Source organism: Sphingomonas sp. G5 (assembly GCF_052660795.1).
On sequence record NZ_CP109660.1, the window covers coordinates 1528161 to 1551577 of the forward strand.

19 protein-coding genes and 1 tRNA gene are annotated in these 23417 nt (G+C 68.6%); 2 read left to right on the top strand and 18 right to left on the bottom strand.

Annotated elements, in window-relative coordinates; genetic code table 11:
* Window positions 1–11: 11 nt before the first annotated feature.
* Together NE358_RS07375 and polA are read right to left on the bottom strand one after the other, a co-directional pair.
* The gene (locus tag NE358_RS07375; protein WP_103209616.1) at window positions 12–1688 is read right to left on the bottom strand and encodes a DUF885 domain-containing protein; all 1677 of its coding nucleotides are present in this window, start codon (window positions 1686–1688) and stop codon (window positions 12–14) included.
* A gap of 299 nt (window positions 1689–1987) precedes the next feature.
* On the bottom strand, window positions 1988–4624 hold the full coding sequence (gene polA / locus NE358_RS07380) for a DNA polymerase I (protein ID WP_289942491.1): 2637 nt from the start codon (window positions 4622–4624) through the stop codon (window positions 1988–1990).
* Window positions 4625–4684: 60 nt separating this feature from the next.
* Between polA and NE358_RS07385 the strand changes: the two genes are divergently transcribed.
* Window positions 4685–5116, top strand: a complete 432-nt coding sequence (locus NE358_RS07385; RefSeq protein ID WP_103209985.1) for a hotdog fold thioesterase — start codon at window positions 4685–4687, stop codon at window positions 5114–5116.
* A gap of 154 nt (window positions 5117–5270) precedes the next feature.
* On the opposite strand, the gene NE358_RS07390 is transcribed toward NE358_RS07385, so the two are convergent.
* Window positions 5271–5891, bottom strand: a complete 621-nt coding sequence (locus NE358_RS07390; RefSeq protein WP_103209612.1) for an ANTAR domain-containing response regulator — start codon at window positions 5889–5891, stop codon at window positions 5271–5273.
* 173 nt (window positions 5892–6064) lie between these two features.
* On the opposite strand from NE358_RS07390, the gene NE358_RS07395 reads away from it, so the two are divergent.
* The gene (locus tag NE358_RS07395) at window positions 6065–7480 is read left to right on the top strand and encodes an AAA family ATPase (RefSeq protein WP_499318473.1); all 1416 of its coding nucleotides are present in this window, start codon (window positions 6065–6067) and stop codon (window positions 7478–7480) included.
* A gap of 51 nt (window positions 7481–7531) precedes the next feature.
* On the opposite strand, the gene NE358_RS07400 is transcribed toward NE358_RS07395, so the two are convergent.
* The 15 genes from NE358_RS07400 to rpe all read right to left on the bottom strand — a co-directional run bounded on the left by NE358_RS07400 (window position 7532) and on the right by rpe (window position 23387).
* Window positions 7532–7612 (bottom strand) — tRNA-Leu (locus NE358_RS07400).
* Window positions 7613–7700: 88 nt separating this feature from the next.
* Window positions 7701–9146: a pyruvate kinase gene (gene pyk / locus NE358_RS07405; protein WP_116239746.1), complete on the bottom strand. Its 1446-nt coding sequence runs from the start codon at window positions 9144–9146 to the stop codon at window positions 7701–7703.
* A gap of 54 nt (window positions 9147–9200) precedes the next feature.
* The gene (locus NE358_RS07410) at window positions 9201–10667 is read right to left on the bottom strand and encodes a glutamate synthase subunit beta (protein ID WP_116239747.1); all 1467 of its coding nucleotides are present in this window, start codon (window positions 10665–10667) and stop codon (window positions 9201–9203) included.
* On the bottom strand, window positions 10660–15237 hold the full coding sequence (gltB, locus tag NE358_RS07415; protein ID WP_289942493.1) for a glutamate synthase large subunit: 4578 nt from the start codon (window positions 15235–15237) through the stop codon (window positions 10660–10662). The genes NE358_RS07410 and gltB overlap by 8 nt, the downstream gene beginning before the upstream one ends.
* 52 nt (window positions 15238–15289) lie before the next feature.
* Window positions 15290–16294, bottom strand: a complete 1005-nt coding sequence (lgt, locus tag NE358_RS07420; RefSeq protein ID WP_103209599.1) for a prolipoprotein diacylglyceryl transferase — start codon at window positions 16292–16294, stop codon at window positions 15290–15292.
* Between the two features lie 10 nt (window positions 16295–16304).
* The gene (gene trpA, locus NE358_RS07425) at window positions 16305–17096 is read right to left on the bottom strand and encodes a tryptophan synthase subunit alpha (protein ID WP_141376742.1); all 792 of its coding nucleotides are present in this window, start codon (window positions 17094–17096) and stop codon (window positions 16305–16307) included.
* The gene (gene trpB, locus NE358_RS07430; RefSeq protein ID WP_141376740.1) at window positions 17093–18436 is read right to left on the bottom strand and encodes a tryptophan synthase subunit beta; all 1344 of its coding nucleotides are present in this window, start codon (window positions 18434–18436) and stop codon (window positions 17093–17095) included. Before trpB ends, trpA begins: the two co-directional genes overlap by 4 nt.
* Window positions 18433–19212, bottom strand: coding sequence for an indole-3-glycerol phosphate synthase TrpC (gene trpC / locus NE358_RS07435; RefSeq protein ID WP_141376739.1), 780 nt, complete (start codon window positions 19210–19212; stop codon window positions 18433–18435). Before trpC ends, trpB begins: the two co-directional genes overlap by 4 nt.
* On the bottom strand, window positions 19212–19442 hold the full coding sequence (locus NE358_RS07440; protein ID WP_103209588.1) for a DUF6704 family protein: 231 nt from the start codon (window positions 19440–19442) through the stop codon (window positions 19212–19214). Before NE358_RS07440 ends, trpC begins: the two co-directional genes overlap by 1 nt.
* A 241-nt stretch (window positions 19443–19683) precedes the next feature.
* A complete protein-coding gene (locus tag NE358_RS07445) occupies window positions 19684–20271 on the bottom strand; it encodes a Trp biosynthesis-associated membrane protein (protein ID WP_141376737.1) in 588 nt (195 codons plus the stop codon).
* Window positions 20271–20609: a phosphoribosyl-AMP cyclohydrolase gene (gene hisI / locus NE358_RS07450; RefSeq protein ID WP_289942494.1), complete on the bottom strand. Its 339-nt coding sequence runs from the start codon at window positions 20607–20609 to the stop codon at window positions 20271–20273. Before hisI ends, NE358_RS07445 begins: the two co-directional genes overlap by 1 nt.
* Entirely contained in the window at window positions 20606–21370 is a 765-nt protein-coding gene (gene hisF / locus NE358_RS07455; protein ID WP_103209580.1) for an imidazole glycerol phosphate synthase subunit HisF, read from the bottom strand. The genes hisI and hisF overlap by 4 nt, the downstream gene beginning before the upstream one ends.
* The gene (gene hisG, locus NE358_RS07460; RefSeq protein ID WP_103209578.1) at window positions 21370–22212 is read right to left on the bottom strand and encodes an ATP phosphoribosyltransferase; all 843 of its coding nucleotides are present in this window, start codon (window positions 22210–22212) and stop codon (window positions 21370–21372) included. The genes hisF and hisG overlap by 1 nt, the downstream gene beginning before the upstream one ends.
* 46 nt (window positions 22213–22258) lie before the next feature.
* Window positions 22259–22522 carry a phosphoribosyl-ATP diphosphatase gene (locus NE358_RS07465; RefSeq protein WP_055837422.1) on the bottom strand — a complete coding sequence of 88 codons (264 nt, stop codon included), beginning with the start codon at window positions 22520–22522 and terminating at the stop codon, window positions 22259–22261.
* A gap of 193 nt (window positions 22523–22715) precedes the next feature.
* Window positions 22716–23387 (bottom strand): ribulose-phosphate 3-epimerase, encoded by a 672-nt coding sequence (gene rpe, locus NE358_RS07470; RefSeq protein WP_141376735.1) that lies wholly within the window; start codon window positions 23385–23387, stop codon window positions 22716–22718.
* Between the last annotated feature and the right edge of the window lie 30 nt (window positions 23388–23417).

Sequence of the window (23417 nt, forward strand, 5' to 3'; positions counted from 1 at the left end):
CCTCGGGGAGATCAGGCGGATGCCAGGGCTGCGCGAAGGGTGTCGAGACCCACGCCGCCGATGTCGAGCGCACGCGTGTGGAACTGCTTCATCGAGAAGTCGGCACCGCGGCGCTCCTGCTCTTCGTCGCGCACCTGCTCCCAGATGCGCTGACCGACCTTGTACGACGGCGCCTGTCCGGGCCAACCGAGGTAGCGGTTCACCTCGAAGCGCACGAACTCCTCGCTCATGTTGACGTTCTTCAGCATGAACGCCAGCGCGTAGTCGTGGTCCCACACGCCGGTGCCGTCCAGGCGCGGCTTCTGCAGGTGCACGCCGATATCGAGCACCACGCGGGCGGCGCGCATGCGCTGACCGTCGAGCATGCCGAGGCGGTCGGCGGGGTCGTCGAGGTAGCCCAGCTGCTCCATGAGGCGCTCGGCGTACAGCGCCCAGCCCTCGGCGTGGCCGCTCGTGCCCGCGAGCAGACGCCGCCACGAGTTGAGCTGGGCGCGGTTGTACACGGCCTGTGCGATCTGCAGGTGGTGGCCCGGAACGCCCTCGTGGTACACCGTCGTCAGTTCACGCCAGGTGTCGAACGTGTCGACACCCTCGGGCACCGACCACCACATGCGCCCCGGCCGCGAGAAGTCGTCGGTCGGACCGGTGTAGTAGATACCGCCCTCGTTCGTGGGAGCGATCATGCACTCGAGATTTCGGATGGGGGCGGCGATGTCGAAGTGCGTGCGGCCGAGTTCTTCGACGGCCCTGTCGCTCGTGCGCTGCATCCACTCCTGCAGGGCCTTCGTCCCGCGGAGCTTGCGCGACTCGTCCTTCTCGAGGAACGCGACCGCTTCCTCGACGCTCGCGCCCGGAAGGATCTCGTTCGCGATGGCCTCCTGTTCGGCGACCATGCGCGCGAGTTCTTCGACGCCCCACTCGTACGTCTCGTCGAGGTCGATCTCGGCACCGAGGAAATGGCGCGAGTGCAACGCGTACAGCTCGCGGCCGACCGCGTCGGACTCACCGGCAGCGGGAGCGAGCTCCGACGACAGGAACGACGCGAGCGAGTCGTACGCGACCCGCGCGGCGTTGGCGTTGGTGGAGAGGTCACGAGCGAGGGATGCCGGCAGCTGACCCTCGTCGGGAGCAGCCTCGCTCACGAACTCGGCGAAGAACCCCGTGTCCGAGGTGTAGCGGGCGATCTGCGTGACGACCTCCGTCACCTGGCGGCGGGCGGGAACGACGCCCTCGCTGATGCCTCGACGGAGGGTCGAGATATAGCCGTCGATGGCACGGGGCAGGTCCTTCAGTCGCGCCGAGATGGTCGACCAGTCGTCGGCGGTCGCCGTCGGCATGAGGTCGAAGGTCGAGCGGATGTCCTGCGCGGGAGACGCGATGACGTTCAGGTCGCGCAGATGCGTCTTCGCCTCGTGCTGCTCGATCATCAGGTCGAGCTCCCGGACCAGGTCCATCTTGGTGACGGTGTCGATCGCGTCGACCGTGTCGGCGCCGTCGAGAGCCGTCCTCGCCGCGCGGGCGTCGGCGATGAGGGCCTCGGCACCCTCGGGGCTGTAGTCGCCGAAGCGTCCGTTGTGCTCGAAACGCCCGATGTAGGTCGCGAGCGTCGGCTCTCGCTCGGCCAGTGTGTCGACCCACGCGTCCGCGATCGTGTCGATCGGCGTGGGGGTGCGTTGTGCGTCAGTCATCCTCCGAGCCTAGGGAAGCCGCGACCCGCGCGCACGCATCGCTGGCCTGAAGCGGCTCAGAGGGGGCTCACGGGGGGAGATCTCGGCAGCGGAGGAGCCCGAGGCTCGTGCGGGTCTTCACCTTCCGGATCCTCCTCCCTCGGCGCGTGGGGCAGGGTGCGTCGCGCATGGTGCGTGGCGCGTAGCGCGAGGGTGGCGCGTGGGACGTGACGCCCGGCCGCGGGCCCGGGGCGTTGCGCGCGGCACGTTCGCGGCCTCGGGCGACACCACGTCAACCGTGGCGGCGAACGGATCGGCGCTTAGTGTCCCGCCTCGTCCCAGTCGCCTCCGCGCCCGATCTGCACGTCGAGCGGAACCGACAGGTCGGCGGCGTCGGCCATGCGCGCGCGCACGATCTGCTCGACGGCATCCCACTCCCCCGCCGCCACCTCGACGACGAGTTCGTCGTGGATCTGCAGCAGCACGCGCGAACGCAGGCCCGCGGACGCGAGTTCGTTGCGGATGCGGAAAAGCGCGACCTTCATGATGTCGGCGGCGCTGCCCTGGATGGGGGCGTTGAGAGCTGCGCGCTCGGCGTTCTCGCGCAGCACGCGGTTCATGCTCGTGAGGTCGGGGAACGGCCGGCGCCGGCCGAAGATCGTCTCGGTGTAGCCGTCTTGACGAGCCTGCTCGACCGATCCGCGCAGATAGTCGCGCACGGCGCCGAAGCGGGCGAAGTACTCGAGCATGAGCTTCTTGGCCTCGGACTGCTCGATGCGCAGCTGCTTCGAGAGGCCGAACGCCGACAGACCGTAGACCAGTCCGTAGGACATCGCCTTGACCTTCGTGCGCATGGCCGGTGTGACGTCGGCCGGCTCGACGCCGAAGACACGCGCCCCCACGAAGCGGTGCAGGTCTTCGCCCGAGTTGAAGGCCTCGATAAGCCCCGGGTCCCCCGACAGGTGCGCCATGATGCGCATCTCGATCTGCGAGTAGTCGGCGGTGAGCAGCGTCTCGTAGCCCTCGCCGACCTCGAATGCCGCGCGGATGCGACGGCTCTCCTCGGTGCGGATCGGAATGTTCTGCAGGTTCGGGTCGGTACTGGAGAGGCGCCCGGTCTGGCTGCCGGTCTGCACGTATGTCGTGTGAATGCGGCCGTCGGCGCCCGTCGCGGTGTCGAGGGCGTCGATGATCTGCTTCAGCTTCGTCGCCTCGCGGTGGCGCAGCAGGAGATCGAGGAAGGGGTGGGCTGCGCTCTCTTGCAGGTCGGCGAGGGCGGCGGCATCCGTCGTGTACCCGCTCTTGGTCTTGCGCGTCTTCGGGAGCTGCAGCTCGTCGAACAGCACCTCTTGCAGCTGCTTGGGCGAGCCCAGGTTGACCTCGTGGCCGATGGCGGCGTACGCATCGCGTGCGAGCGAGTCGGCGCGCGCCCCGAGCTCGGCCGAGAAGCCCGCGAGCTTCTCGTGCGAGACGGCGACGCCGGCGAGCTCCATATCGGCGAGGGCCGTGAGGGTGGGCAGTTCGATGTCGTCGAGCACGCTCGCGACCGTCTCGGGCATGTCGGCGCGCTGCGCCTCGGCGACGCGGCGGGTGAACCACGACAGCTGGCTCGGGGTCGCGCCCTCGGTCTCGGGTACCAACTGAGTCGGGTCGGCCACCGGCAGCTTCTCGTCGAGCATGCGCTCGACGAGGTCGCCCAGCGTCTTGTCGGGGAAGCTCGGGCGCACGAGCCACCCGGCGAGGATCACGTCGAACGCCACACCGCCCACGGTTACACCCTCGCGCGCGAGAGCCTTGATCTGGGGCTTGGCGTCGGCGAAGACCTTGGGGGCGTCGGATGCCAGCCACGCTGCCAGCGCGTCGCGCACGGCCGGCGTCCACTCGGCCTCGACCGCGGCGTCGGCCGAGGCGAGTCCGACCGCGGTGGGCACGCCACCGGCCAGTGTCACGGTGACCCCGATCTCGCCGGTCGCATCGGCGGCCCACGCCGCGAGAGCTGCTGCGTCGAGCTGCGACGGTGTCGGGGCCGTGGCGGTGGGGCGCTGTTCTTCGACGATGCCCGCATCTGCGCCGAGAGCGTCGAATACGCGAGGCAGCAGGGTGCGGAACTCGAGACGCGCGAAGATGTCGCGCACAGCCTGTGCATCGAGCGGGTGCATCTTGAGGTCGCCGGGGCCGACCGGCAGCTCGACGTCGCGCAGCAAGCGGTTGAGCGCGCGGTTGCGGCGCACACCGTCGATGTGCTCGCGCAGGTTACCGCCCACGACGCCGGTGATCTTGTCGGCGTTCTCGAGAAGGGCGTCGAGCGAGCCCCACTGCGTCAGCCATTTGACGGCGGTCTTCTCTCCCACCTTGGGCACGCCCGGCAGGTTGTCGCTGGTCTCGCCGACGAGGGCCGCGATCTCGGGGTACTGCGCGGGCGGAAGGCCGTACTTCTCGATGACGGCGGCGGTGTCATAGCGCTTGAGCTGCGAGACTCCCTGCACGTTCGGGTAGAGCAGCGTGACGTCGTCGGTGACGAGTTGGATCGTGTCGCGGTCGCCCGAGCACACCAGCACCTCGAAGCCCTGCTGCTCGCCCTGCGTGGCGAGAGTCGCCAGGATGTCGTCGGCCTCGAAATCCTCTTTCGCGAGCACCGGCACGCCCATGGCGCGCAGACAGTCCTGGAGAAGAGGGATCTGGCCCTTGAACTCGGCCGGCGACTCGCTGCGGTTCGCCTTGTACTCGGCGTACTCGCGCGTGCGGAACGACTGTCGCGACGTGTCGAAAGCGACCGCGAGGTGCGTCGGCTTCTCGGCCTTCACGAGGTTCACGAACATCGACAGGAACCCGTAGATACCGTTGGTGTGCTGGCCGTCCTTCGTCGAGAAGTTGTCGACCGGCAGGGCGTAGAACGCCCGGTACGCCAGCGAATGGCCGTCGACGACGAGGAGAGTAGGCTTTTCGGCATCCGTCACCCCTCCAGCGTAACGAGAACCACGGACACTCCCCCGGCCCCGGCCCGATCGAAGGCGATGATGACCTCCACGACTCCCGACACGACCTCCGGCCTCGACTGGGCGAAGGAGCGCGGAATGGGCGCCCTGGCCGAGAAGATGGGCATCGAGTGGGTCGAGTTTTCGGTCGAGCGCAGCGTGGCCACCATGCCGGTAGAGGGCAACACGCAGCCTGTCGGTCTGATGCACGGCGGTGCCTACGTCGTCCTGGGCGAGTCGCTCGGATCGATGGCGGCCAACCTCTACGCCGGGTCGGGCAAGCTCGCCGTGGGCATCGACATCAATGCCACGCACACGCGCTCCGCGACCTCGGGCGTCGTGACGGGCGTCTGCACGCCGATCCACCTCGGCCGTTCGCTGACCGTGCATGAGATCGTCGTGTCCGACGAACAGGGCCGCCGCTGCTCGACGATCCGCATCACCAACATGATCAAGGACGCCTCGCGCTCCTGACACGCCGAGGGACCCGGGCTTCGGCAAACCCGCGGGGCCGCGCGATGGCCCGCGGCCGCCGAGGTGCGGCGCCACCCGATCGCACCGCAACCGGGTGCACAGAGACGAAAAATGGATGCCACCGCAGTGGCATCCATTTCACGAGAAGTCCCGCTCAGCCCTTCTTGGGGGCCAGCTGCTCGATGATCGCCTTCGCGACGTCCTGCATGGTGAGGCGGCGATCCATCGACGCCTTCTGGATCCAGCGGAAGGCCTCGGGCTCGGACAGGCCCATCTTCTCGTTGAGCAGGCCCTTGGCGCGGTCGACGAGCTTGCGGGTCTCGAAGCGCTCGACCATGTCGGCGACCTCGGCCTCGAGCGTGATGATCTGTTCGTAGCGCGCGAGGGCGATCTCGATCGCCGGAAGCAGGTCGTTCGGGGTGAAGGGTTTCACGACATACGCCAGGGCGCCGGCTTCGCTGGCGCGCTCGACGAGCTCTTTCTGGCTGAACGCGGTGAGCAGCACGACGGGAGCGATGTGGTTCTTGCTGAGCTTCTCGGCAGCGCTGATGCCGTCGAGCTGCGGCATCTTGACGTCCATGATCACCAGATCAGGGCGCAGCTCGGTGGCGAGCTGAACGGCAGTCTCGCCGTCACCGGCCTCGCCCACCACGTCGAAACCGTTGTCGCGGAGGATCTCGACGATGTCGAGGCGGATGAGCGACTCGTCTTCCGCGACGACGACACGGCGGGGGGCTGCCGGAGCGTTGGCCGGAACGGCTTCTTGATCAGTCACGGAACCATCCTAGGCCGGGAACGGTTCTGTGTCGGTCCGCATGCTGGATCTCCGGCTCTGACAGTGTGGGTTGGACACAGCAGCCGGTGCTCTGTGGCGTTGCGCCGGGGGAAGCAGGTCTCGTGTCGCGGGTGGTGAAGAACAGAAGTTCCGCCGTTTGGCAGCGACTGGAATTGATCGACGGTCTCGTCCAGCGGTTCGATGTCGAGTCGTCTCCTGTGCTGGCCCCCGGGTCGATCGAGCTTCGACGGTTCACCGCCTTCGCGGGAATGCATGGCGCAGGCAAGAGCTATCTCCTTGCGGCAATCGGGGATGGCCTGCCGGGCTGGCAGACCACGCTCGGCTTACCGATAGAGAACGACGGCAGTGACGCTCGACTCAGCGGCTCGTATCGTCTCCATCTCGAGCATCTCGCAGTTCACGAGATCGCGTACTCGCGCCCGCTCCACTGGGAGCAGCGTCGCAGCGAAGATGAACGCCACGAACCACTTGTCGTGACACGTCTGACGGCATACGTCGCAGAGAGTGAGCGCGCCATGGCCGCTCAGGAAACCGTCTTCTTGCGGCGCTTCAGAATGATCGAGCGGGATGAGCTCACCCGGAGCGAGATCGACATCGTCGGTCTCATCACGGGGCACGTTTACGAACGCGTCGTATACGGAGTACTCGGCGAAGGGCATGACATGTTCCCATTCGTTGAAGCGATGCGTGACGGACGAGTGGTGAACTCCTGGTCGATGAGCGCGTCGGAGTATTGGGTGCACTTCGTTCTCCAGCATCTACGCGGCGCAGACGCGAACGAGCTCGTCTTGATCGACGAGCCTGAGACGTCGCTCGCGCTGCCCGGCCATCGACCGTTCATCGACGAGATCGCTCGGCTCACCCTTTCCACAGGATGCCAAACTCTGATCGCAACGCATTCGGAGACCATGCTGGAACGTGTCCCGCCCGCATTGATCCGTCATGTCGGTGCCTCGGAGGACGGAAGCGTCGTCACTCCCATCACCAACGCTGCATCACTCCTCAGTTCGCTCGGGCGGTCACCGAGGCCGGTTGCATGTCTCCTCTTCGTGGAGGACGACTTGGCAATGCAGATCCTTCACGAAATCCTTCGCATCTTCGCGGCGGACGAGCTCGACAGGTTCGACGTCGTCGGCAGTGCCGGGAAGGACGAGGCTATCCGCGCCGCCAAGTTGGTCGCTCGATCGCGACGGTTGAGTGCGATGGCTGTGCTCGACGGTGATCAACGAGAGTGCGGAGCCGCCGACGACGTTTCGTTCCTGCCCGGCACTCAAGAACCTGAGTTGATGCTTGTGAACGCGCTGAGGAGCGACGTCGATGAGTCCTCGAACGCTCTCCGCGTGGACCCCGTCGATCTGCGCGTGGCGTTCGACGCTGTCCGGTTCTCCACGCACCAGCGAGTGTTCGTCGCGATAGCCGAATCGCTGAATGGCGTCAGCGCTGAAGAGCTACGCTCACACGCGATTCGGCTCTGGCTGTCGGACTCTGCTGTGCTCGCCGAAGCGAGGGCGTTGGCGGAGCAGCTACTCGGGCGCATTTCTCACGCCAGATCGTTCGTCTCTCGCTGACCGGCTCCTTCGCTGCGCGAGGAGCCGACACGAGACTCGGTCAAACAGGAGTACCGGTGGTGGGACTCGAACCCACACGTCTTTCGACAGAGCATTTTGAGTGCCCCGCGTCTGCCATTCCGCCACACCGGCAGGTGTTGCTTTCCAACCTACCGGCGGTGACGCCGGGGTGGGAACGTGAAGACGCGCGCCGGGCGAACCCGGCGCGCGTCACCGAGGGTCAGACCTCTTTGTACACCGGGGCAGCACCGTGCACGGCATCGCCGACACGGTGTACGCGCAGGTCATTCGTCGAGCCGGCGATTCCGGGAGGGGAACCCGAGATCACGACGACCTTGTCCCCCACCTCGGCCAGCTTGTTCGAGAGCAGGTACTCGTCGACCTGCAGGAACATCTTGTCGGTGTGCGACACGTGCTCCACGAGGGTGGAGCGCACGCCCCACGTCAGTGCCAGGCGGCGGCGGATGCCGGGCTCGGGCGTGAACGCGATCATGGGGATGGTCGAGCGCAGGCGCGACATACGACGCGCCGAGTCTCCCGACTCGGTGAAGACGCAGAGGAACTTCGCCTCGACGAAGTCGGCGACCTCGACGGCGGCGAGGGTGATGGCGCCACCCTGCGTGCGGGGCTTGTTGGTCAGGGGTGCGATGCGCTCCAGGCCGTGTTCCTCGGTCGAGGCGACGATCCGGGCCATGGTCTCGACGACCACGACCGGGTAGTCGCCGACGCTCGTCTCGCCCGAGAGCATGACCGCGTCCGCGCCGTCGAGGACGGCGTTGGCGACGTCGGAGGTCTCTGCACGCGTGGGCACCGGGCTGGTGATCATCGACTCGAGCATCTGCGTCGCGACGATGACCGGCTTCGCCATGCGGCGGGCCAGCTCGACGGCGCGCTTCTGCACGATCGGAACAGCCTCGAGGGGCAGCTCGACGCCGAGGTCGCCACGGGCGACCATGATGCCGTCGAATGCGTCGATGATCTCCTCGAGGTTGTCGACCGCCTGCGGCTTCTCGATCTTGGCGATGACGGGGACGTAGCGTCCCTCTTCGGCCATGATCTCGTGCACGCGCTCGATGTCTTTGGCATCGCGGACGAACGAGAGGGCGATGAGGTCGGCGCCGGCGTTGAGACCCCAGCGGAGGTCCGCCTCGTCCTTCTCGCTGAGCGCGGGGACGTTGACGGCCACACCGGGCAGGTTGATGCCCTTGTTGTTGGACACCGGCCCGCCGACGATGACCTTGGTGGTGACGACGGTGCCGTCGGTCTCGACGACCTCGACGCGGACCTTGCCATCGTCGATGAGCAGGAAGTCGCCGGGGCGGACGTCCTGGGGCAGGCCCTTGAACGTGGTGCCGACGATCTCCTTGGTGCCCAGGATGTCTTCGACGGTGATCTTGAAGATGTCGCCGGGAAGCAGGTCGTGAGGGCCGTTCTCGAACTTGCCGAGGCGGATCTTCGGGCCCTGCAGGTCGACGAGGGCCGCGACCGGTCGGCCGGCGTCCTCTGCCGCCTTGCGCACGTTGGCGAAGTTGGCGTCATGCACGGAGTAATCTCCGTGGCTCAAGTTGAGGCGGGCGACGTCCACCCCGGCGTCGATGATGGCGCGAACCATCTCATACGACGACGTGGCGGGCCCGAGTGTTGCGACGATCTTGGCGCGTCTCATCCGTTTTCAAGCTCCGTGAGGATTTCGGGAAGTGGCCGATCGGCCCTTGCCAGCTTAGGCGGGCAGGAGGCCGATGGCGACATCGGTCGGGCGCACCGGCGCGGGCAGCACCGTCTCGCCCATGAGGAACGTGTCGACCTCGGCGGCGGCCGCGCGGCCCTCGGCGATGGCCCACACGATGAGGGACTGTCCGCGACCGGCATCTCCGGCGACGAACACGCCCGGGGTGGTGGTGGCGTAGGTCGCGTCACGTTCCACGTTGCCGCGGTTCGTGAACTGCGTGCCGAGCTGGCTCTCGAGGTGCTCGCGCTCCGGGCCGGTGAAGCCCATCGCGATGAGCACCAGGTCGGCCGGGATCTCGCGCTCGGTGCCGCTCTTGGGGACGCGTCGTCCGTCGACGTACTCGGTCTCGGCGACGCGCAGAGCACGCACCTCGCCCGCGGCATTGCCGAGGAACTCCACGGTGGAAGCGAGGAACGTCCGCTCCCCGCCCTCTTCGTGAGCGGATGCCATCTCGAACAGGTTCGGCATCATCGGCCAGGGCTGCTCGGCCGGCCGTTCGGACGGCGGCTGCTTGCCGATCGCGAGGTTGGTCACGCTCAGCGCGCCCTGACGGTGCGCGGTGCCGATGCAGTCGGCTCCGGTGTCGCCGCCTCCGATGACGACGACGTGCTTGCCCGCGGCGCTGATCTGGTGCGGCACCTGGTCGCCCGCGACGGCCTTGTTGCCCTCGACGAGATACTCCATGGCGTAGTGCACGCCGTCGAGGTCGCGGCCCGGGATCGCGAGGTCGCGCGGAACGGTGGAGCCCGTGGCCACCACGACGGCGTCGTACCGGGCCCGCAGGTCGCTCCACGAGACGTCCTTGCCGATCTCGACGCCGGCGCGGAAGCGCGTGCCCTCCGCCTGCATCTGGCGAAGGCGCAGCTCGAGGTGGCGCTTCTCCATCTTGAAGTCGGGGATGCCGTAGCGCAGCAGGCCGCCGATGCGGTCGTCGCGCTCGAACACCGCGACCGTGTGGCCGGCGCGCGTGAGCTGCTGGGCGGCGGCGAGGCCGGCGGGGCCGGAGCCCACGACGGCGACCGTCTTGCCGGTCAGTCGCTCCGGCGGCTCGGGCTCGACCCAGCCGTTGCCGAACGCCTCGTCGATGATCGAGACCTCGACCTGCTTGATCGTCACGGCCGGCTGGTTGATGCCGAGCACGCACGAGCTCTCGCAGGGGGCGGGGCAGAGGCGCCCGGTGAACTCCGGGAAGTTGTTCGTCGCGTGGAGGCGCTCGATGGCTGCGCGGCCCTCACCTCGCCACGTCAGGTCGTTCCACTCGGGGATGAGGTTCCCGAGCGGACAGCCCTTGTGGCAGAACGGGATGCCGCAGTCCATGCACCGACCGGCCTGGCGCTTGATGACGGCCGAATCCCCCGGCTCGTACACCTCTTTCCAGTCCATGATGCGCACCGGCACCGGCCGGCGCGGCGGGAGCTCGCGCTCCGTCGTCTTGAGAAAGCCCTTCGGGTCAGCCACCCGTCACCTCCAGAATGCGCTTCCAGACGACGTCGCCGTCGGGGTCGAGCCCCTCGGTGACCGCCTCCTGGCGGGTCTGCAGCACAGCGGCGTAGTCGCGCGGCAGCACCCGGACGAAGTTGTCCACCTCGGCCTCGAAGTCGTCGAGCAGACGACGGGCCAGCGTGGAATCGGTCTCTGCGACGTGCTTCTCGAGCAGGTCGCGGACGATCTCGGCATCCCCCGATCCGAGGGAACCGAGTTCGAGCTCACCGGATGCCATGGCCTCGCGGTTCACCAGGTCACGGTCGAGCTTGTAGACGTAGGCCTGACCGCCCGACATTCCGGCGCCGAGGTTACGACCGGTGGCGCCGAGGATCACGGCGAGGCCGCCGGTCATGTACTCGAGCGCGTGGTCGCCCACGCCCTCGACGACCGCGGTGGCACCCGAGTTGCGCACGAGGAAGCGCTCCCCCACCACACCGTTCAGGAACATCTGCCCCTGCGTGGCGCCGTAGCCGATGACGTTCCCGGCGATGACGTTCTGGGACGCCTCGAACGTCGAGCCGCGCGGCGGGCGGACGACGATCGTTCCGCCCGACAGGCCCTTGCCGACGTAGTCGTTCGAGTCGCCCTCGAGCCGCAGCGTGATACCGGCGGGCATGAACGCGCCGAACGATTGTCCGGCCGAACCCGTCAGGCGCACGTCGATCGAGTTCTCCGGCAGACCGTGCTCGCCCCGCGCCTTGGTGACGTGGTGTCCGAGCATGGTCCCCACCGCGCGGGCGGTGTTGCGGATCGGCAGGTCGATCGTGAGCTGACCGCCGCTGGCGATGACGTCCTGCGCGCGCTCGATGAGCTGCACGTCGAAGTGGTCGTCGAGCTCGTGGTCCTGGTTGCGGGCGTGGCGGCGCGGTTCGTCCTCGGCGAAACGGGGCCCCTCGAGGATCGGCGCGAGGTTGAGGCCCCGTGCCTTCCAGTGCTGGATCGCCTCATTGGCATCCAGCAGCTCCGAACGACCCACGATCTCGTCGATCGAGCGGTAGCCCATCGCGGCGAGGTACTCGCGTACCTCCTGGGCGATGAACTCCATGAAGTTGACGATGTACTCCGCTTTGCCGGTGAAGCGTTCGCGCAGCACCGGGTTCTGCGTCGCGACACCCACGGGGCAGGTGTCGAGGTGGCACACGCGCATCATGATGCAGCCCGACACGACGAGCGGGGCGGTGGCGAAGCCGAACTCCTCGGCGCCGAGCAGCGCGCCGATGATGACGTCGCGCCCGGTCTTCATCTGCCCGTCGACCTGCACGACAACGCGGTCGCGCATGCCGTTGAGCATGAGGGTCTGCTGCGTCTCGGCCAGGCCCAGCTCCCACGGGGTGCCCGCGTGCTTGAGCGAGTTCATCGGGCTCGCGCCCGTGCCGCCGTCCTGGCCCGAGACCAGGATGACGTCGCTCAGCGCCTTGGCGACTCCCGCCGCGACCGCACCGATACCCGACTGGCTGACGAGCTTCGTGTGGATGCGAGCCGAGGGGTTGGCGCGCTTGAGGTCGAAGATGAGCTGCTTGAGGTCTTCGATCGAGTAGATGTCGTGGTGCGGCGGCGGCGAGATGAGCCCGACGCCGGCGGTCGCGTGACGCGTGCGCGCCACCCACGGGTACACCTTGGTCGGCGGCAGCTGACCTCCCTCGCCGGGCTTGGCGCCCTGCGCGAGCTTGATCTGGATGTCGTCGGCCTTGGTGAGGTACAGGCTCGTCACTCCGAAGCGACCGGATGCCACCTGCTTGATGGCACTGCGGCGCTCGGGGTCGAGCAGCCGGTCGACGTCTTCTCCGCCCTCGCCGGTGTTCGACTTGCCGCCGATGCGGTTCATCGCGACGGCGAGCACCTCGTGCGCCTCTTTGGAGATCGAGCCGTAGCTCATGGCACCGGTCGAGAAGCGCTTGACGATCGCCGAGACGGGCTCGACCTCGTCGATCGGCACCGCGGGACGCGTGCCGGTGCGCAGGCCGAAGAGGCCGCGGAGCGTCTTGAGCTCGTGTGCCTGGTCGTCGATCAGCTGCGTGTATTCGCGGAAGATGTCGTACCGGCGCTCGCGCGTCGCGTGCTGCAGGCGGAACACCGTGTCGGGGTTGAACAGGTGCGGGGCCCCGTCACGGCGCCACTGGTACTCGCCACCGGTCCACAACCGCTCATGCGCACGCGCCGCCGCGTCCTGCGGGTAGGCGTACTCGTGGCGCGCGGCGTTCTCGGCCGCGATGACGTCGAGGCCCACCCCGCCGAGCTTGGTCTCGGTGCCGGTGAAGTAGGCGTCGATAAAGTCGCGCGACAGGCCGACGGCCTCGAACACCTGGGCGCCCGCGTACGACGACACCGTCGAGATGCCCATCTTCGACATGATCTTCAGCACGCCCTTGCCGAGCGCGTAGATCAGGTTCTTGACGGCCTTCTCGGGCGTGACGTTCGTGATGAAGCCGGCGCGCACGAGATACTCGACGGTCTCCATCGCGAGGTACGGGTTGACCGCCGACGCGCCGTAGCCGATGAGGGTCGCCACGTGGTGCACCTCGCGCACGTCGCCGGCCTCCACGACGAGACCCACCTTCATCCGCGTCTCTTTGCGGATGAGGTGGTGGTGGACGGCTGCCAGCATGAGCAGCGACGGGATCGGCGCCAGGTCTTTGTTCGAGTCGCGGTCGCTGAGCACGATGAACTCGGCGCCGTCCTCGATGGCCTGGTCGACCTCGGTGCACATCTGCGAGAGGCGCTTCTGCAGGCCCTTGTGCCCCGCCTCGACGCGGTAGAGACCGCGGATCGTCACCGAGGAGCGACCCGGCAGAGCCGTGTCGATGTGCTGGATCTTGGCGAGCTCGTCGTTGTCGATCACGGGGAAGTCGAGCGTCACCGTGCGGGTGTGCTCGGGCCCCCAGTCGAGGAGGTTGCGCTCGGGACCGAGACCCAGTGACAGCGAGGTCACGACCTCTTCGCGGATCGAGTCCAGCGGCGGGTTGGTGACCTGCGCGAACTGCTGCGAGAAGTAGTCGAACAGCAGGCGTGGCCGATCGCTGAGCACGGCGACGGGAGCATCGCTGCCCATCGCGCCGAGGGGCTCGGCACCGGCCTGACCCATCGGGGTCAGCAGGATGCGCACCTCTTCTTCGGTGTAGCCGAAGGTGCGCTGACGACGCGTGATCGAGGCGATGGGGTGAACGATGTGCTCGCGCTCGGGCAGCTCGCTGAGCTTGACCCGGCCCTTGTCGACCCACTCGCCCCACGGGTGCAGCGCTGCGAGTTCGGACTTGATCTCTTCGTCCTCGACGATGCGCCGCTGGGCCGTGTCGACGAGGAACATACGACCGGGCTGCAGGCGTCCGCGGCGCTTGATGCGCTCGGGAGCGAAGTCGAGCACGCCGGTCTCGGAACCGATGACGACGAGACCGTCGGTCGTCTCGGTCCATCGACCCGGGCGCAGGCCGTTGCGGTCGAGGGTCGCGCCGACCAGCGTGCCGTCGGTGAAGATGAGCGCGGCGGGTCCGTCCCAGGGCTCCATCTGCATGGAGTGGAAGTCGTAGAAGGCGCGCAGCGCGGGGTCGATCGTCGCCTGCTTCTCGTACGCCTCGGGGACCATCATCATGATCGCGTGGGGCAGGCTGCGGCCGGTGAGGGTCAGCAGCTCGAGGACCTCGTCGAAGGACGCCGAGTCGCTGGCACCCTCGGTGCAGATGGGCAGCAGCGGGCGGACGTCGCCGATCAGCTCGGATTCGAGCTGCGACTGGCGCGCGCGCATCCAGTTGCGGTTGCCCTTGACGGTGTTGATCTCGCCGTTGTGCGCGAGCATGCGCAGCGGCTGCGCGAGCGGCCACGACGGGAACGTGTTCGTCGAGTAGCGCGAGTGGACGACGGCGAGCTCGGACGCGAAGCGCTCGTCCTGCAGGTCGGGGTAGAACGGCTCGAGCTGGAGTGTCGTGACCATGCCCTTGTAGCCGAGCGTGCGACTCGACAGCGACACGAAATACGCCTCGAGCTCGTGGCGCGCGCGCTTGCGCAGGCGGTAGACGCGGCGGTCGAGCTCGATGCCCGAGAGTGCCGGTCGATCGCCCGTCGCGGGACGCGAGACGAACAATTGCTCGAAGGCGGGCCGTGCTTCGTACGCGAGCTTGCCGAGGTTCTCGGGCTCGACCGGCACCTCGCGCCAGCCGAGCACCTCGAGGTTCTCGTGGCGTGCGATCTCTTCGATCCCCGCCTTCATCGCGGCCCGCTCGTCGTGGCCGAGCGGCAGGAACACCATGCCGGCCGCGTACTCCCCCACCGGCGGCAGGTCGAAGTCGACCACCGCGCGCAGGAACGCGTCGGGCATCTGGGTCAGGATGCCGGCACCGTCGCCGGTGCCCGCGTCGGAACCGATGGCTCCGCGGTGCTCGAGGTTGCGCAGCGCCGTCAGCGCCAGATCGATGATGTCGTGACCGGCTTCGCCGCGGAGAGTGGCGACCATGGCGAGGCCACAGGCGTCTTTCTCGAACGACGGGTCGTACATTCCCTGACGGGCGGGGAATGCGCCTCCGACGGTGTCGGAACGCAGGCTGGAAGCCATATCAACCGTCCTCACGTTGATGCTTCGAATGGGACGACGTCGGCCCAGGAAATTAGTTCGTGGCGGGGCTGCTTGTGGCGCTGGTGCCGACGGTGTCGCTCGTCGCGGGCGGCTCGCTCACGTCGACGAAGTCAGAGGGGTCGCCTGAGTCTACAGCCCCCGGAGCCTTCGACTCGCGACCCGGCGCGTACGGCGACGGCTCGTAGCCGTGGTGGCGACGCGACTGGACGACGAAGATGACGATGCCGAGGATCACGCCGAAGATGGCAGCCCACACGTTCGTGCGCAGGCCCAGGATGATGTCGCTCGGGTCGACGCGGATCGATTCCCAGACGATGCGGCCCGCGGAGTACCAGACGAGGTAGATCGCGAACTGCTTCCCCCACTGCAGCGTGAAGCGCTTGCCGACGTACAGGATCACCGCGGCGCCGAGCAGGTTCCAGATGACCTCGTAGAGGAAAGTCGGCTGGAAAAGGGTGCCCGATGGCAGTCCGACCGGGATGGCGGGGTTTCCCGAGGCGATCTCGAGGCCCCACGGAAGGTCGGTGGGCTGACCGAAGAGCTCCTGGTTGAACCAGTTGCCGAAACGCCCCATCGCCTGGGCGATGATGAGGCCCGGAGCCAGGGCGTCGGCGAAGGTCCAGAAGCGGATGCCGGTCCAACGGCATCCGAGGATGGCGCCGATCGCGCCACCGATCAGGGCGCCGTAGATGGCGATGCCGCCCTCCCAGATGGCCCACACGGAGCCCGGCTGGGTGATGTTCCAGGGGTTCGAGCCCGGCCCGAAGTAGAAACCGGCGTGCGTGGCCACGTGGTAGATGCGCGCCACGACGATCGCGAGCGGGACCGCCAGCAGGCAGATGTCGATGACGACCCACTTCTCGGCACCTCGACGCGTCAGGCGCGCGTTCGTCAAAAAGATCGCGACGATGATGCCCGCGACGATGCACAGGGCATAGAAGTGGATACGAAGCGGGCCGAGGTCGACGTACGAGATGGTCGGGCTCGGGATGCTGGCGAGCACGCCGGAGGCGGCGCTCGAGAGGGCGAACGTCATGGGATCGAGTCTAGGCGCGCTGCGCAGTGCCCGCAGACAGCTCGCGCGCGAGGTCCGAGAGGCCCTCGACGCCGCCGTCGCGAAGCGCCTTGACCAGCGCGGTACCCACGATCGCCCCGTCGGCGTACTCGACGACACCGGCGACCTGCTCGGCGTTCGAGATGCCGATGCCGACGCACGCGTGCTCGGCCCCGAACGACCGCAGGCGCTCCACGAGACCCCGAGCCGCGGCATCCAGCTGCGCCCGTTCCCCCGTGATGCCCATGGTCGACACCGTGTACACGAAGCCCGTGGACGCCTGGACGATCATCTGCAGTCGCTCGTCCGACGAGGTCGGGGCGGCGAGGAAGACGCGGTCGAGGCCCGTGCGCTCGCTCGCGGCGATCCAGACGGCGCCGGCGTCGGGAGTGATGTCGGGCGTGATGAGTCCCGCTCCCCCGGCCGCCACGAGCTCGTCGGCGTACCGGTCGACGCCGTACTGCTCGACGAGGTTCCAATACGTCATGACGAGGATCGGCACGTGGGTGCGCGCGGTGACCTCGCGGATGATGGTGAACAGATCGGCCATGCGGAACCCGTTGGACAGCGCGGTCTGCGTTGCCTCCTGGATGACCAGACCGTCCATCACCGGATCGCTGTAGGGCGGCCCGAGTTCGATGACGTCGGCACCGGCTTCGGCCAGCGCGACGGCCGCCTCGATGCTCGTGGCGACGTCGGGGAAGCCCGCGGGCAGGTACCCGACGAAAGCGCCGCGTCCCTCCGCCCGGGCGGCCTCGATGGCCGCGGAGACACGCGAGGTCACAGCTCGACTCCTGCGCCGCTGGCGGCGTCGGCAGCCGGGGCCACGTCGACGGGCGAGCCGGGAGCGGATGCCACGGTCGCTGCCGCACGTGTCTGCGGGGCGCCCTCGGGGCCTTCGGGCGCGTGCTCCGCGTCGTACAGGTCGAAGTAGCGCGCCGCGGTGTCCATGTCCTTGTCGCCGCGACCCGAGAGGTTGATGGCGATCACGGCATCCGGACCCAGCTCGCGACCGATGCGCAGGGCTCCGGCGAGGGCGTGGGCCGACTCGATGGCGGGGATGATGCCCTCGGTTCGGGACAGCAGGCGGAGGGCCTGCATCGCCTCGTCGTCGGTGGCGGGGATGTACTGAGCCCGACCGATGTCGGCGAGCCACGCGTGCTCGGGACCGACACCGGGGTAGTCAAGACCGGCCGAGATCGAATGCGACTCCGTGGTCTGACCGTCTTCGTCTTGCAGCACATACGTGCGGGCGCCGTGGAGGACCCCCGGGCGACCGCGTTCGATCGACGCGGCGTGCTGAGGCGTGTCGACGCCGTCGCCGGCCGCCTCGACGCCGTAGAGCGCGACGCCCTCGTCGTCGAGAAACGCCTCGAACATGCCGATCGCGTTCGAGCCGCCGCCGACGCACGCGAAGACGGCATCGGGAAGGCGACCCAGGCGCTGGAGGAACTCGGCGCGGGTCTCTTCGCCGATGATCTTCTGGAAGTCGCGGACCATCGCCGGGAAGGGGTGGGGGCCTGCGGCCGTGCCGAAGATGTAGTTGGTCGTCTCGACCGAGGCGACCCAGTCGCGATAGGCCTCGTTGATCGCGTCCTTCAGCGTGCGCGAACCGGTGGTCACCGGAATCACCTCGGCGCCGAGAAGGCGCATGCGCGCGACGTTGAGGGCCTGACGTTCGGTGTCGACCTCGCCCATGTAGACGACGCACTCGAGGCCGAACAGGGCCGCGGCGGTCGCGGTGGCGACGCCGTGCTGGCCCGCGCCGGTCTCGGCGATCACGCGCGTCTTGCCGAGGCGCTTGGTGAGCAGCGCCTGACCGAGGACGTTGTTGATCTTGTGCGAGCCGGTGTGATTGAGGTCTTCGCGCTTGAGGAAGACGCGCGCTCCCCCGGCGTGCTCGGCGAAACGCGGCACCTCCGTGAGCACCGAGGGTCGTCCCGCGTAGTCGTGCAGGAGCGCGCTCAGCTCGGCGTGGAACTCCGGGTCGGCCATGGCCGACTCGTAGACCTCGGTGAGCTCGTCGATCGCCGCGATCAGCGACTCGGGCATGTAGCGGCCGCCGAAGTCGCCGAAGAACGGCCCCTTCTGGTCGCGCAGGTCGGGGGTGGGAGCGGTGGTCATGTCGTCTCCTGGAGGAACGCACGGAGCGTGGCGACGGGGTCGCCGGTCACGAGGGCTTCGCCCACGAGGACCACGTCCGCGCCCGCGGCGCGGTAGTGCGCGACGTCGGCGGGCGCGAGCACGGCGGACTCCGCGATCTTGATCGCATCGGCCGGGAACCGCTCGGCGAGAGAGCCGAAGAGATCGCGATCGAGCTCGAAGGTCGAGAGGTTGCGGGCGTTGACACCGATGAGCTTCGCCCCCAGCTGTGAGGCGCGCTCGAGTTCTTCCGCCGAGTGCGTCTCGACGAGGGCGGTCATGCCGAGGTCGGTGACGAGACCGTACAGCTCGGTGAGCGTCTTCTGATCGAGGGCCGCCACGATGAGCAGCACGAGGTCGGCACCGGAGGCGCGGGCTTCGAGCACCTGGTACGGGGTGGCGATGAAGTCCTTGCGCAGCACCGGCACGCTCACCGCCGAGCGGACGGCCTCGAGGTCGGCGAGGCTCCCTTTGAACTTGCGCCGCTCCGTGAGCACCGAGATCGCCGACGCTCCGCCTTCCTCGTACAGGCGGGCCTGACGTGCGGGGTCGGGGATCGCCGCGAGGTCGCCGCGAGACGGGCTCGCGCGCTTGACCTCCGCGATGATCTTCACGCGCTCGGCGGGGGCGAGCATCGCCAGGGCGTCTCGCGCGGGCGTCTGCGCGAGGGCATCGCGCTCCACCGCGGCGAGGGGCCGCGACTGAGCACGTTCCTCGGCGTCTTCTACCGCCCCGGCCGTGAGATCGGCCAGTGCCATCAGTGGGCCTTCGGGTTGGACTTCGCGCCGTTCGCGCCGTAACCGGCCTTGGTCATGGCCCAGCCGACGATCGCGCCGACAAGGAGCAGACCCACCGAGGCCCACACCAGGACGGGCATGTCGAGCCAGAAGAACAGCGTGCCGAGCGTGAACGCGACGAGCATGATGATCACGGCCGTCCAGGCGGCGGGCGAGTGTCCGTGGCCGGGGTCGCCGATGGGGTTGCTCATGGGGCTCCTTACAGTCGCGCGCGAGCGCGGGGGAAAGCGTCGGATCAGTCTACCGAAGCGAGGGTGCGGTCCCGGCGCGGTCGTCTCGATGTCGCGAGTTCTGGAGTGTCGGCCGTGCCGACCGCCGTGATGACCTGCGGTCACCGGTTGCTGCACTCGCGAACGCCCTCGGCGAGCGTGTACCGGGGCAGCGCCCGTTCATCGGGGGATCTTCGCCGGGCGGGCGATGCGCCCACCGCGCTCAGGCGGTGGGGTCGTCGCCGCGCGAGAGATCGTCCCAGGAGTCGATCGCGTCGTGCGGTCGACCGGTGTCGCCTCCCGTCTCGTCCGCGGTCCGGTACTTGCGGCTCGCGCCGGAGGCCCACCGGCGCGCGGTGACGAGGGTGAAGACGGATGCCGAGAGCAGGACGATCTGAGCGACCAACGTCACGGCGGGCCACGGCGTCAGCGCGAGATCGCGCACGAGGGAGGCCACGGCATCCGTTCCCGAGATGCCCGTCGCGTCGGTGACGGTCGCCGCGGTCGCCGAGACCGGGGTCGCGAGGAGGATCTGCGCGGTGCCGATACCGACGAAGGCGGCGATCAGCAGACCGAGAGCGCCGAAGACGTGACGCAGCACCGGCCCGACGATCGAGAGGGCGGCGCCGAGAGCGAGCGCGGCCAGACTCAACGGGGTGAGTACAGGGAGCGCCTCGGCACCCGGTACGGCCAGGGTCTGCTGGGCGCCGTCGTCGAGGGTGACGTCGATCCAGGTCTGCGTCGAGGCGATCACACCGATCGCTCCGGCCAGCAGCATCGCCAGCACCGCCGTCGAACGGGCGCGACGCATCAGCTCTCCCCCACGACCGGATGCAGGTCGTCGGCGTCGAAGCACGTGTGATCGCCCGTGTGGCACGCGGCGCCGATCTGGTCGACCTCGATGAGCAGGGTGTCGCCGTCGCAGTCGAGGCGCGCGCCCTTGACGAGCTGAATGTGGCCCGAGGTGTCGCCCTTGCGCCAGTACTCCCCGCGCGAGCGCGACCAGAATGTCACCCGGCCGGTCGTGAGCGTGCGGTTCAGGGCCTCGGCATCCATCCACCCGACCATCAGCACCTCGCGCGAGTCGAACTGCTGGATCACCGCGGGCACAAGGCCGTCGGCGTCGTACTTCACGCGGTCGACGCTCATCGGCGTACCTCGATCCCTTCGGCCGCCATGGCGTCCTTCACCTGTCCGACGCTCAGCTGGCCGGAGTGGAACACGGATGCCGCCAGCACGGCGTCCGCGCCGGCCTGGATCGCCGGGGCGAAGTGCTCGAGCGCGCCCGCACCCCCCGAGGCGATGACCGGCACGGCGGCGACCTGGCGCATGAGACGGACCAGCTCGAGATCGAAGCCCTGCTTCGTGCCGTCGGCGTCGATGGAGTTGACCAGCAGTTCCCCCGCTCCGCGCTCGACGGCCTCGCGCGCCCATTCGAGGGCGTCGAGGGTCGTCTCGGTGCGGCCGCCGTGGGTGGTCACCACGAAACCGGAGGGAGTGGATGCCGAACGCTTCACGTCGAGCGAGAGCACGATGACCTGTGCGCCGAAGCGGTCGGCGATCTCGCCGATGAGGTCGGGGCGCGCGATCGCGGCCGAGTTCACGCCGATCTTGTCGGCGCCGACCGCGAGCAGGCGGGCGACATCGTCGTCGGAGCGCACTCCCCCGCCGACCGTCAGCGGGATGAAGACCTGCTCGGCCGTGCGGCGGACGACGTCGTACGTCGTCGAGCGCTCGTCGACCGTGGCGGTGACATCGAGGAACGTGACCTCGTCGGCGCCCTGGTCGAAGTAGAGCTTCGCGAGCTCGACCGGGTCGCCCATGTCGCGGAGGTCGAGGAAGTTGACGCCCTTCACGACGCGGCCGCCCGCGACGTCGAGGCACGGGATCACGCGACGCGCGAGGGTCATCAGAGCCTCGCGGCGAGGATCTCGGTGACGAGGATCGCGCGTGCGCCGATCGCGTAGAGCTCGTCCATGACGCGGTTGACGTCGCGGCGCGGGCTCATGACGCGCACGGCGACCCATTCGGGGTCGCGCAGCGGCGAGATCGTCGGCGACTCCAGGCCCGGGGCCACGGCGATCGCCTGGTCGACGAGGTCCGCGGGCAGGTCGTAGTCGACCAGCACGTACTTGCGCGCCGCCAGGACACCGCGCAGGCGCCGCAGGAGCGTCTCGGTTCCCTCGACCTCGTTCGGGCCCGAGATCAGGACGGCGTCGCTCTCGAGCAGCACCGGCCCGAAGATCTCGAGCCCCGCCTGACGCAGCGTCGTGCCGGTCGAGACGACGTCGGCCACGGCATCCGCCACTCCGAGCTGGACGGCGGACTCGACGGCTCCATCGAGCGGGACGATGTCGACGGCGATGCCGCGCTCGTCGAGGAACGCATCGACCAGACCCGGATAGGCGGTCGCTACGCGCAGGCCCTGGAGGTCCTGCACGTCGGTGAAGCGGCCGGGGCGGCCGGCGAAGCGGAACGTGGAGCCGGCGAAGCCGAGCGACTCGACCTCTCGGGCGCCGGGCATGCGGGCGTCGAGCAGCAGGTCGCGGCCGGTGATGCCGACATCGAGCGCGCCCGAGCCGACGTAGGTCGCGATGTCCCGCGGACGGAGGTAGAAGAACTCGACCTCGTTGACGGGGTCGACGGTGTACAGGTCTTTCGAGTCGCGTCGTCCGGTGTATCCGGCCTCCGAGAGCATCTCGGCGGCGGTCTCGGCGAGCGACCCCTTGTTCGGCACGGCGATGCGCAGCATGTCGGGGGCTTTCGTTTCGAAGGGAGCTGGGGGTCGAGAGCGCGGCTCAGAGATGTCGGTAGACGTCCTCGAGCGACAGGCCCTTCGCGAGCATGAGCGTCTGCAGGTGGTAGAGCAGCTGCGAGATCTCTTCGGCCGCGGCGGCGTCGGACTCGTACTCGGCGGCCATCCACACTTCGGCTGCCTCTTCGACGATCTTCTTGCCGATCGCGTGCACGCCGGCGTCGAGCTGCGCGACGGTGCCGGATCCCTCGGGTCGCTCGACGGCCTTGGCGCTGAGTTCCGCGAACAGGTCGTCGAAGGTCTTCACCTGTCCAGGGTATCGGGTCGGCGGGGGTGGGGCTGCCCGCGGAGCGCCCGGGTCCCGGCATCCGGCGCTCTCACGCATAAACGCTATTCGCGCGCGTAAACGCGGGGAGAGCGCGTTTATGCGCGTGGATCGCGTTTATGCGGGGGGTGCAGCCGCGGCCGGAGACGGCGGGGCGACCGAGCGGCCCCGACCGTCAGTGGCGGTGGCGGGCGGCCGAGGCGCGCAGGGACTGGATCGCGCGGTCGGGGTCGTCGGCGCCGAAGACCGCGGAGCCGGCGACGAAGGTGTCCGCCCCGGCTTCGGCGGCCTGCGCGATCGTCGACTCGCCGATACCGCCGTCGACCTGCAGCCAGACGCTCGAGCCTCGCCGTTTCGCCTCGTCGGCGAGCGTGCGGAGCTTGGGCATGGTCTCGGGCATGAAGGACTGGCCCCCGAATCCGGGCTCGACCGTCATGACGAGGATCTGGTCGAACTCGTTGAGCGAGTCGAAGAGATTCTCGACGGGCGTCCCGGGCTTGACCGCCACTCCGGCTCGGGCGCCGATCGAGCGCAGCTGCCGGGCGAGGGCGACGGGCGACGCCGCGGCCTCGAGATGGAAGGTGACGGATGCCGCACCCAGCTCGGCGTACGCCGGAGCCCAGCGGTCGGGGTCGTCGATCATCAGGTGCACATCCAGCGGCACGGGACTCGTCTCTTGAATGCGTCCGACCATCTGCGGGCCGAAGGTCAGATTCGGCACGAAATGGTTGTCCATCACGTCGACGTGCACGAAGTCGGCGCCCGCGATGCGTGCGAGCTCGGCTTCCATATTCACGAAGTCGGCGGCGAGGATACTCGGGTTGATGCGCGGGGCGTCGGTAGGCACCCGACCATTATGGGCGTGCGGATCGTCGCC

Excerpts from the sequence above, each read along its gene's own strand:
- NE358_RS07375 (WP_103209616.1), bottom strand. The coding sequence starts at position 1,688 with ATGACTGACGCACAACGCACCCCCACGCCGATCGACACGATCGCGGAC.
- NE358_RS07385 (WP_103209985.1), top strand. The coding sequence starts at position 4,685 with ATGACCTCCACGACTCCCGACACGACCTCCGGCCTCGACTGGGCGAAG.
- pyk (WP_116239746.1), bottom strand. The coding sequence starts at position 9,146 with ATGAGACGCGCCAAGATCGTCGCAACACTCGGGCCCGCCACGTCGTCG.
- gltB (WP_289942493.1), bottom strand. The coding sequence starts at position 15,237 with ATGGCTTCCAGCCTGCGTTCCGACACCGTCGGAGGCGCATTCCCCGCC.
- lgt (WP_103209599.1), bottom strand. The coding sequence starts at position 16,294 with ATGACGTTCGCCCTCTCGAGCGCCGCCTCCGGCGTGCTCGCCAGCATC.
- trpB (WP_141376740.1), bottom strand. The coding sequence starts at position 18,436 with ATGACCACCGCTCCCACCCCCGACCTGCGCGACCAGAAGGGGCCGTTC.
- trpC (WP_141376739.1), bottom strand. The coding sequence starts at position 19,212 with ATGGCACTGGCCGATCTCACGGCCGGGGCGGTAGAAGACGCCGAGGAA.
- NE358_RS07440 (WP_103209588.1), bottom strand. The coding sequence starts at position 19,442 with ATGAGCAACCCCATCGGCGACCCCGGCCACGGACACTCGCCCGCCGCC.
- NE358_RS07445 (WP_141376737.1), bottom strand. The coding sequence starts at position 20,271 with ATGCGTCGCGCCCGTTCGACGGCGGTGCTGGCGATGCTGCTGGCCGGA.
- hisI (WP_289942494.1), bottom strand. The coding sequence starts at position 20,609 with ATGAGCGTCGACCGCGTGAAGTACGACGCCGACGGCCTTGTGCCCGCG.
- hisF (WP_103209580.1), bottom strand. The coding sequence starts at position 21,370 with ATGACCCTCGCGCGTCGCGTGATCCCGTGCCTCGACGTCGCGGGCGGC.
- hisG (WP_103209578.1), bottom strand. The coding sequence starts at position 22,212 with ATGCTGCGCATCGCCGTGCCGAACAAGGGGTCGCTCGCCGAGACCGCC.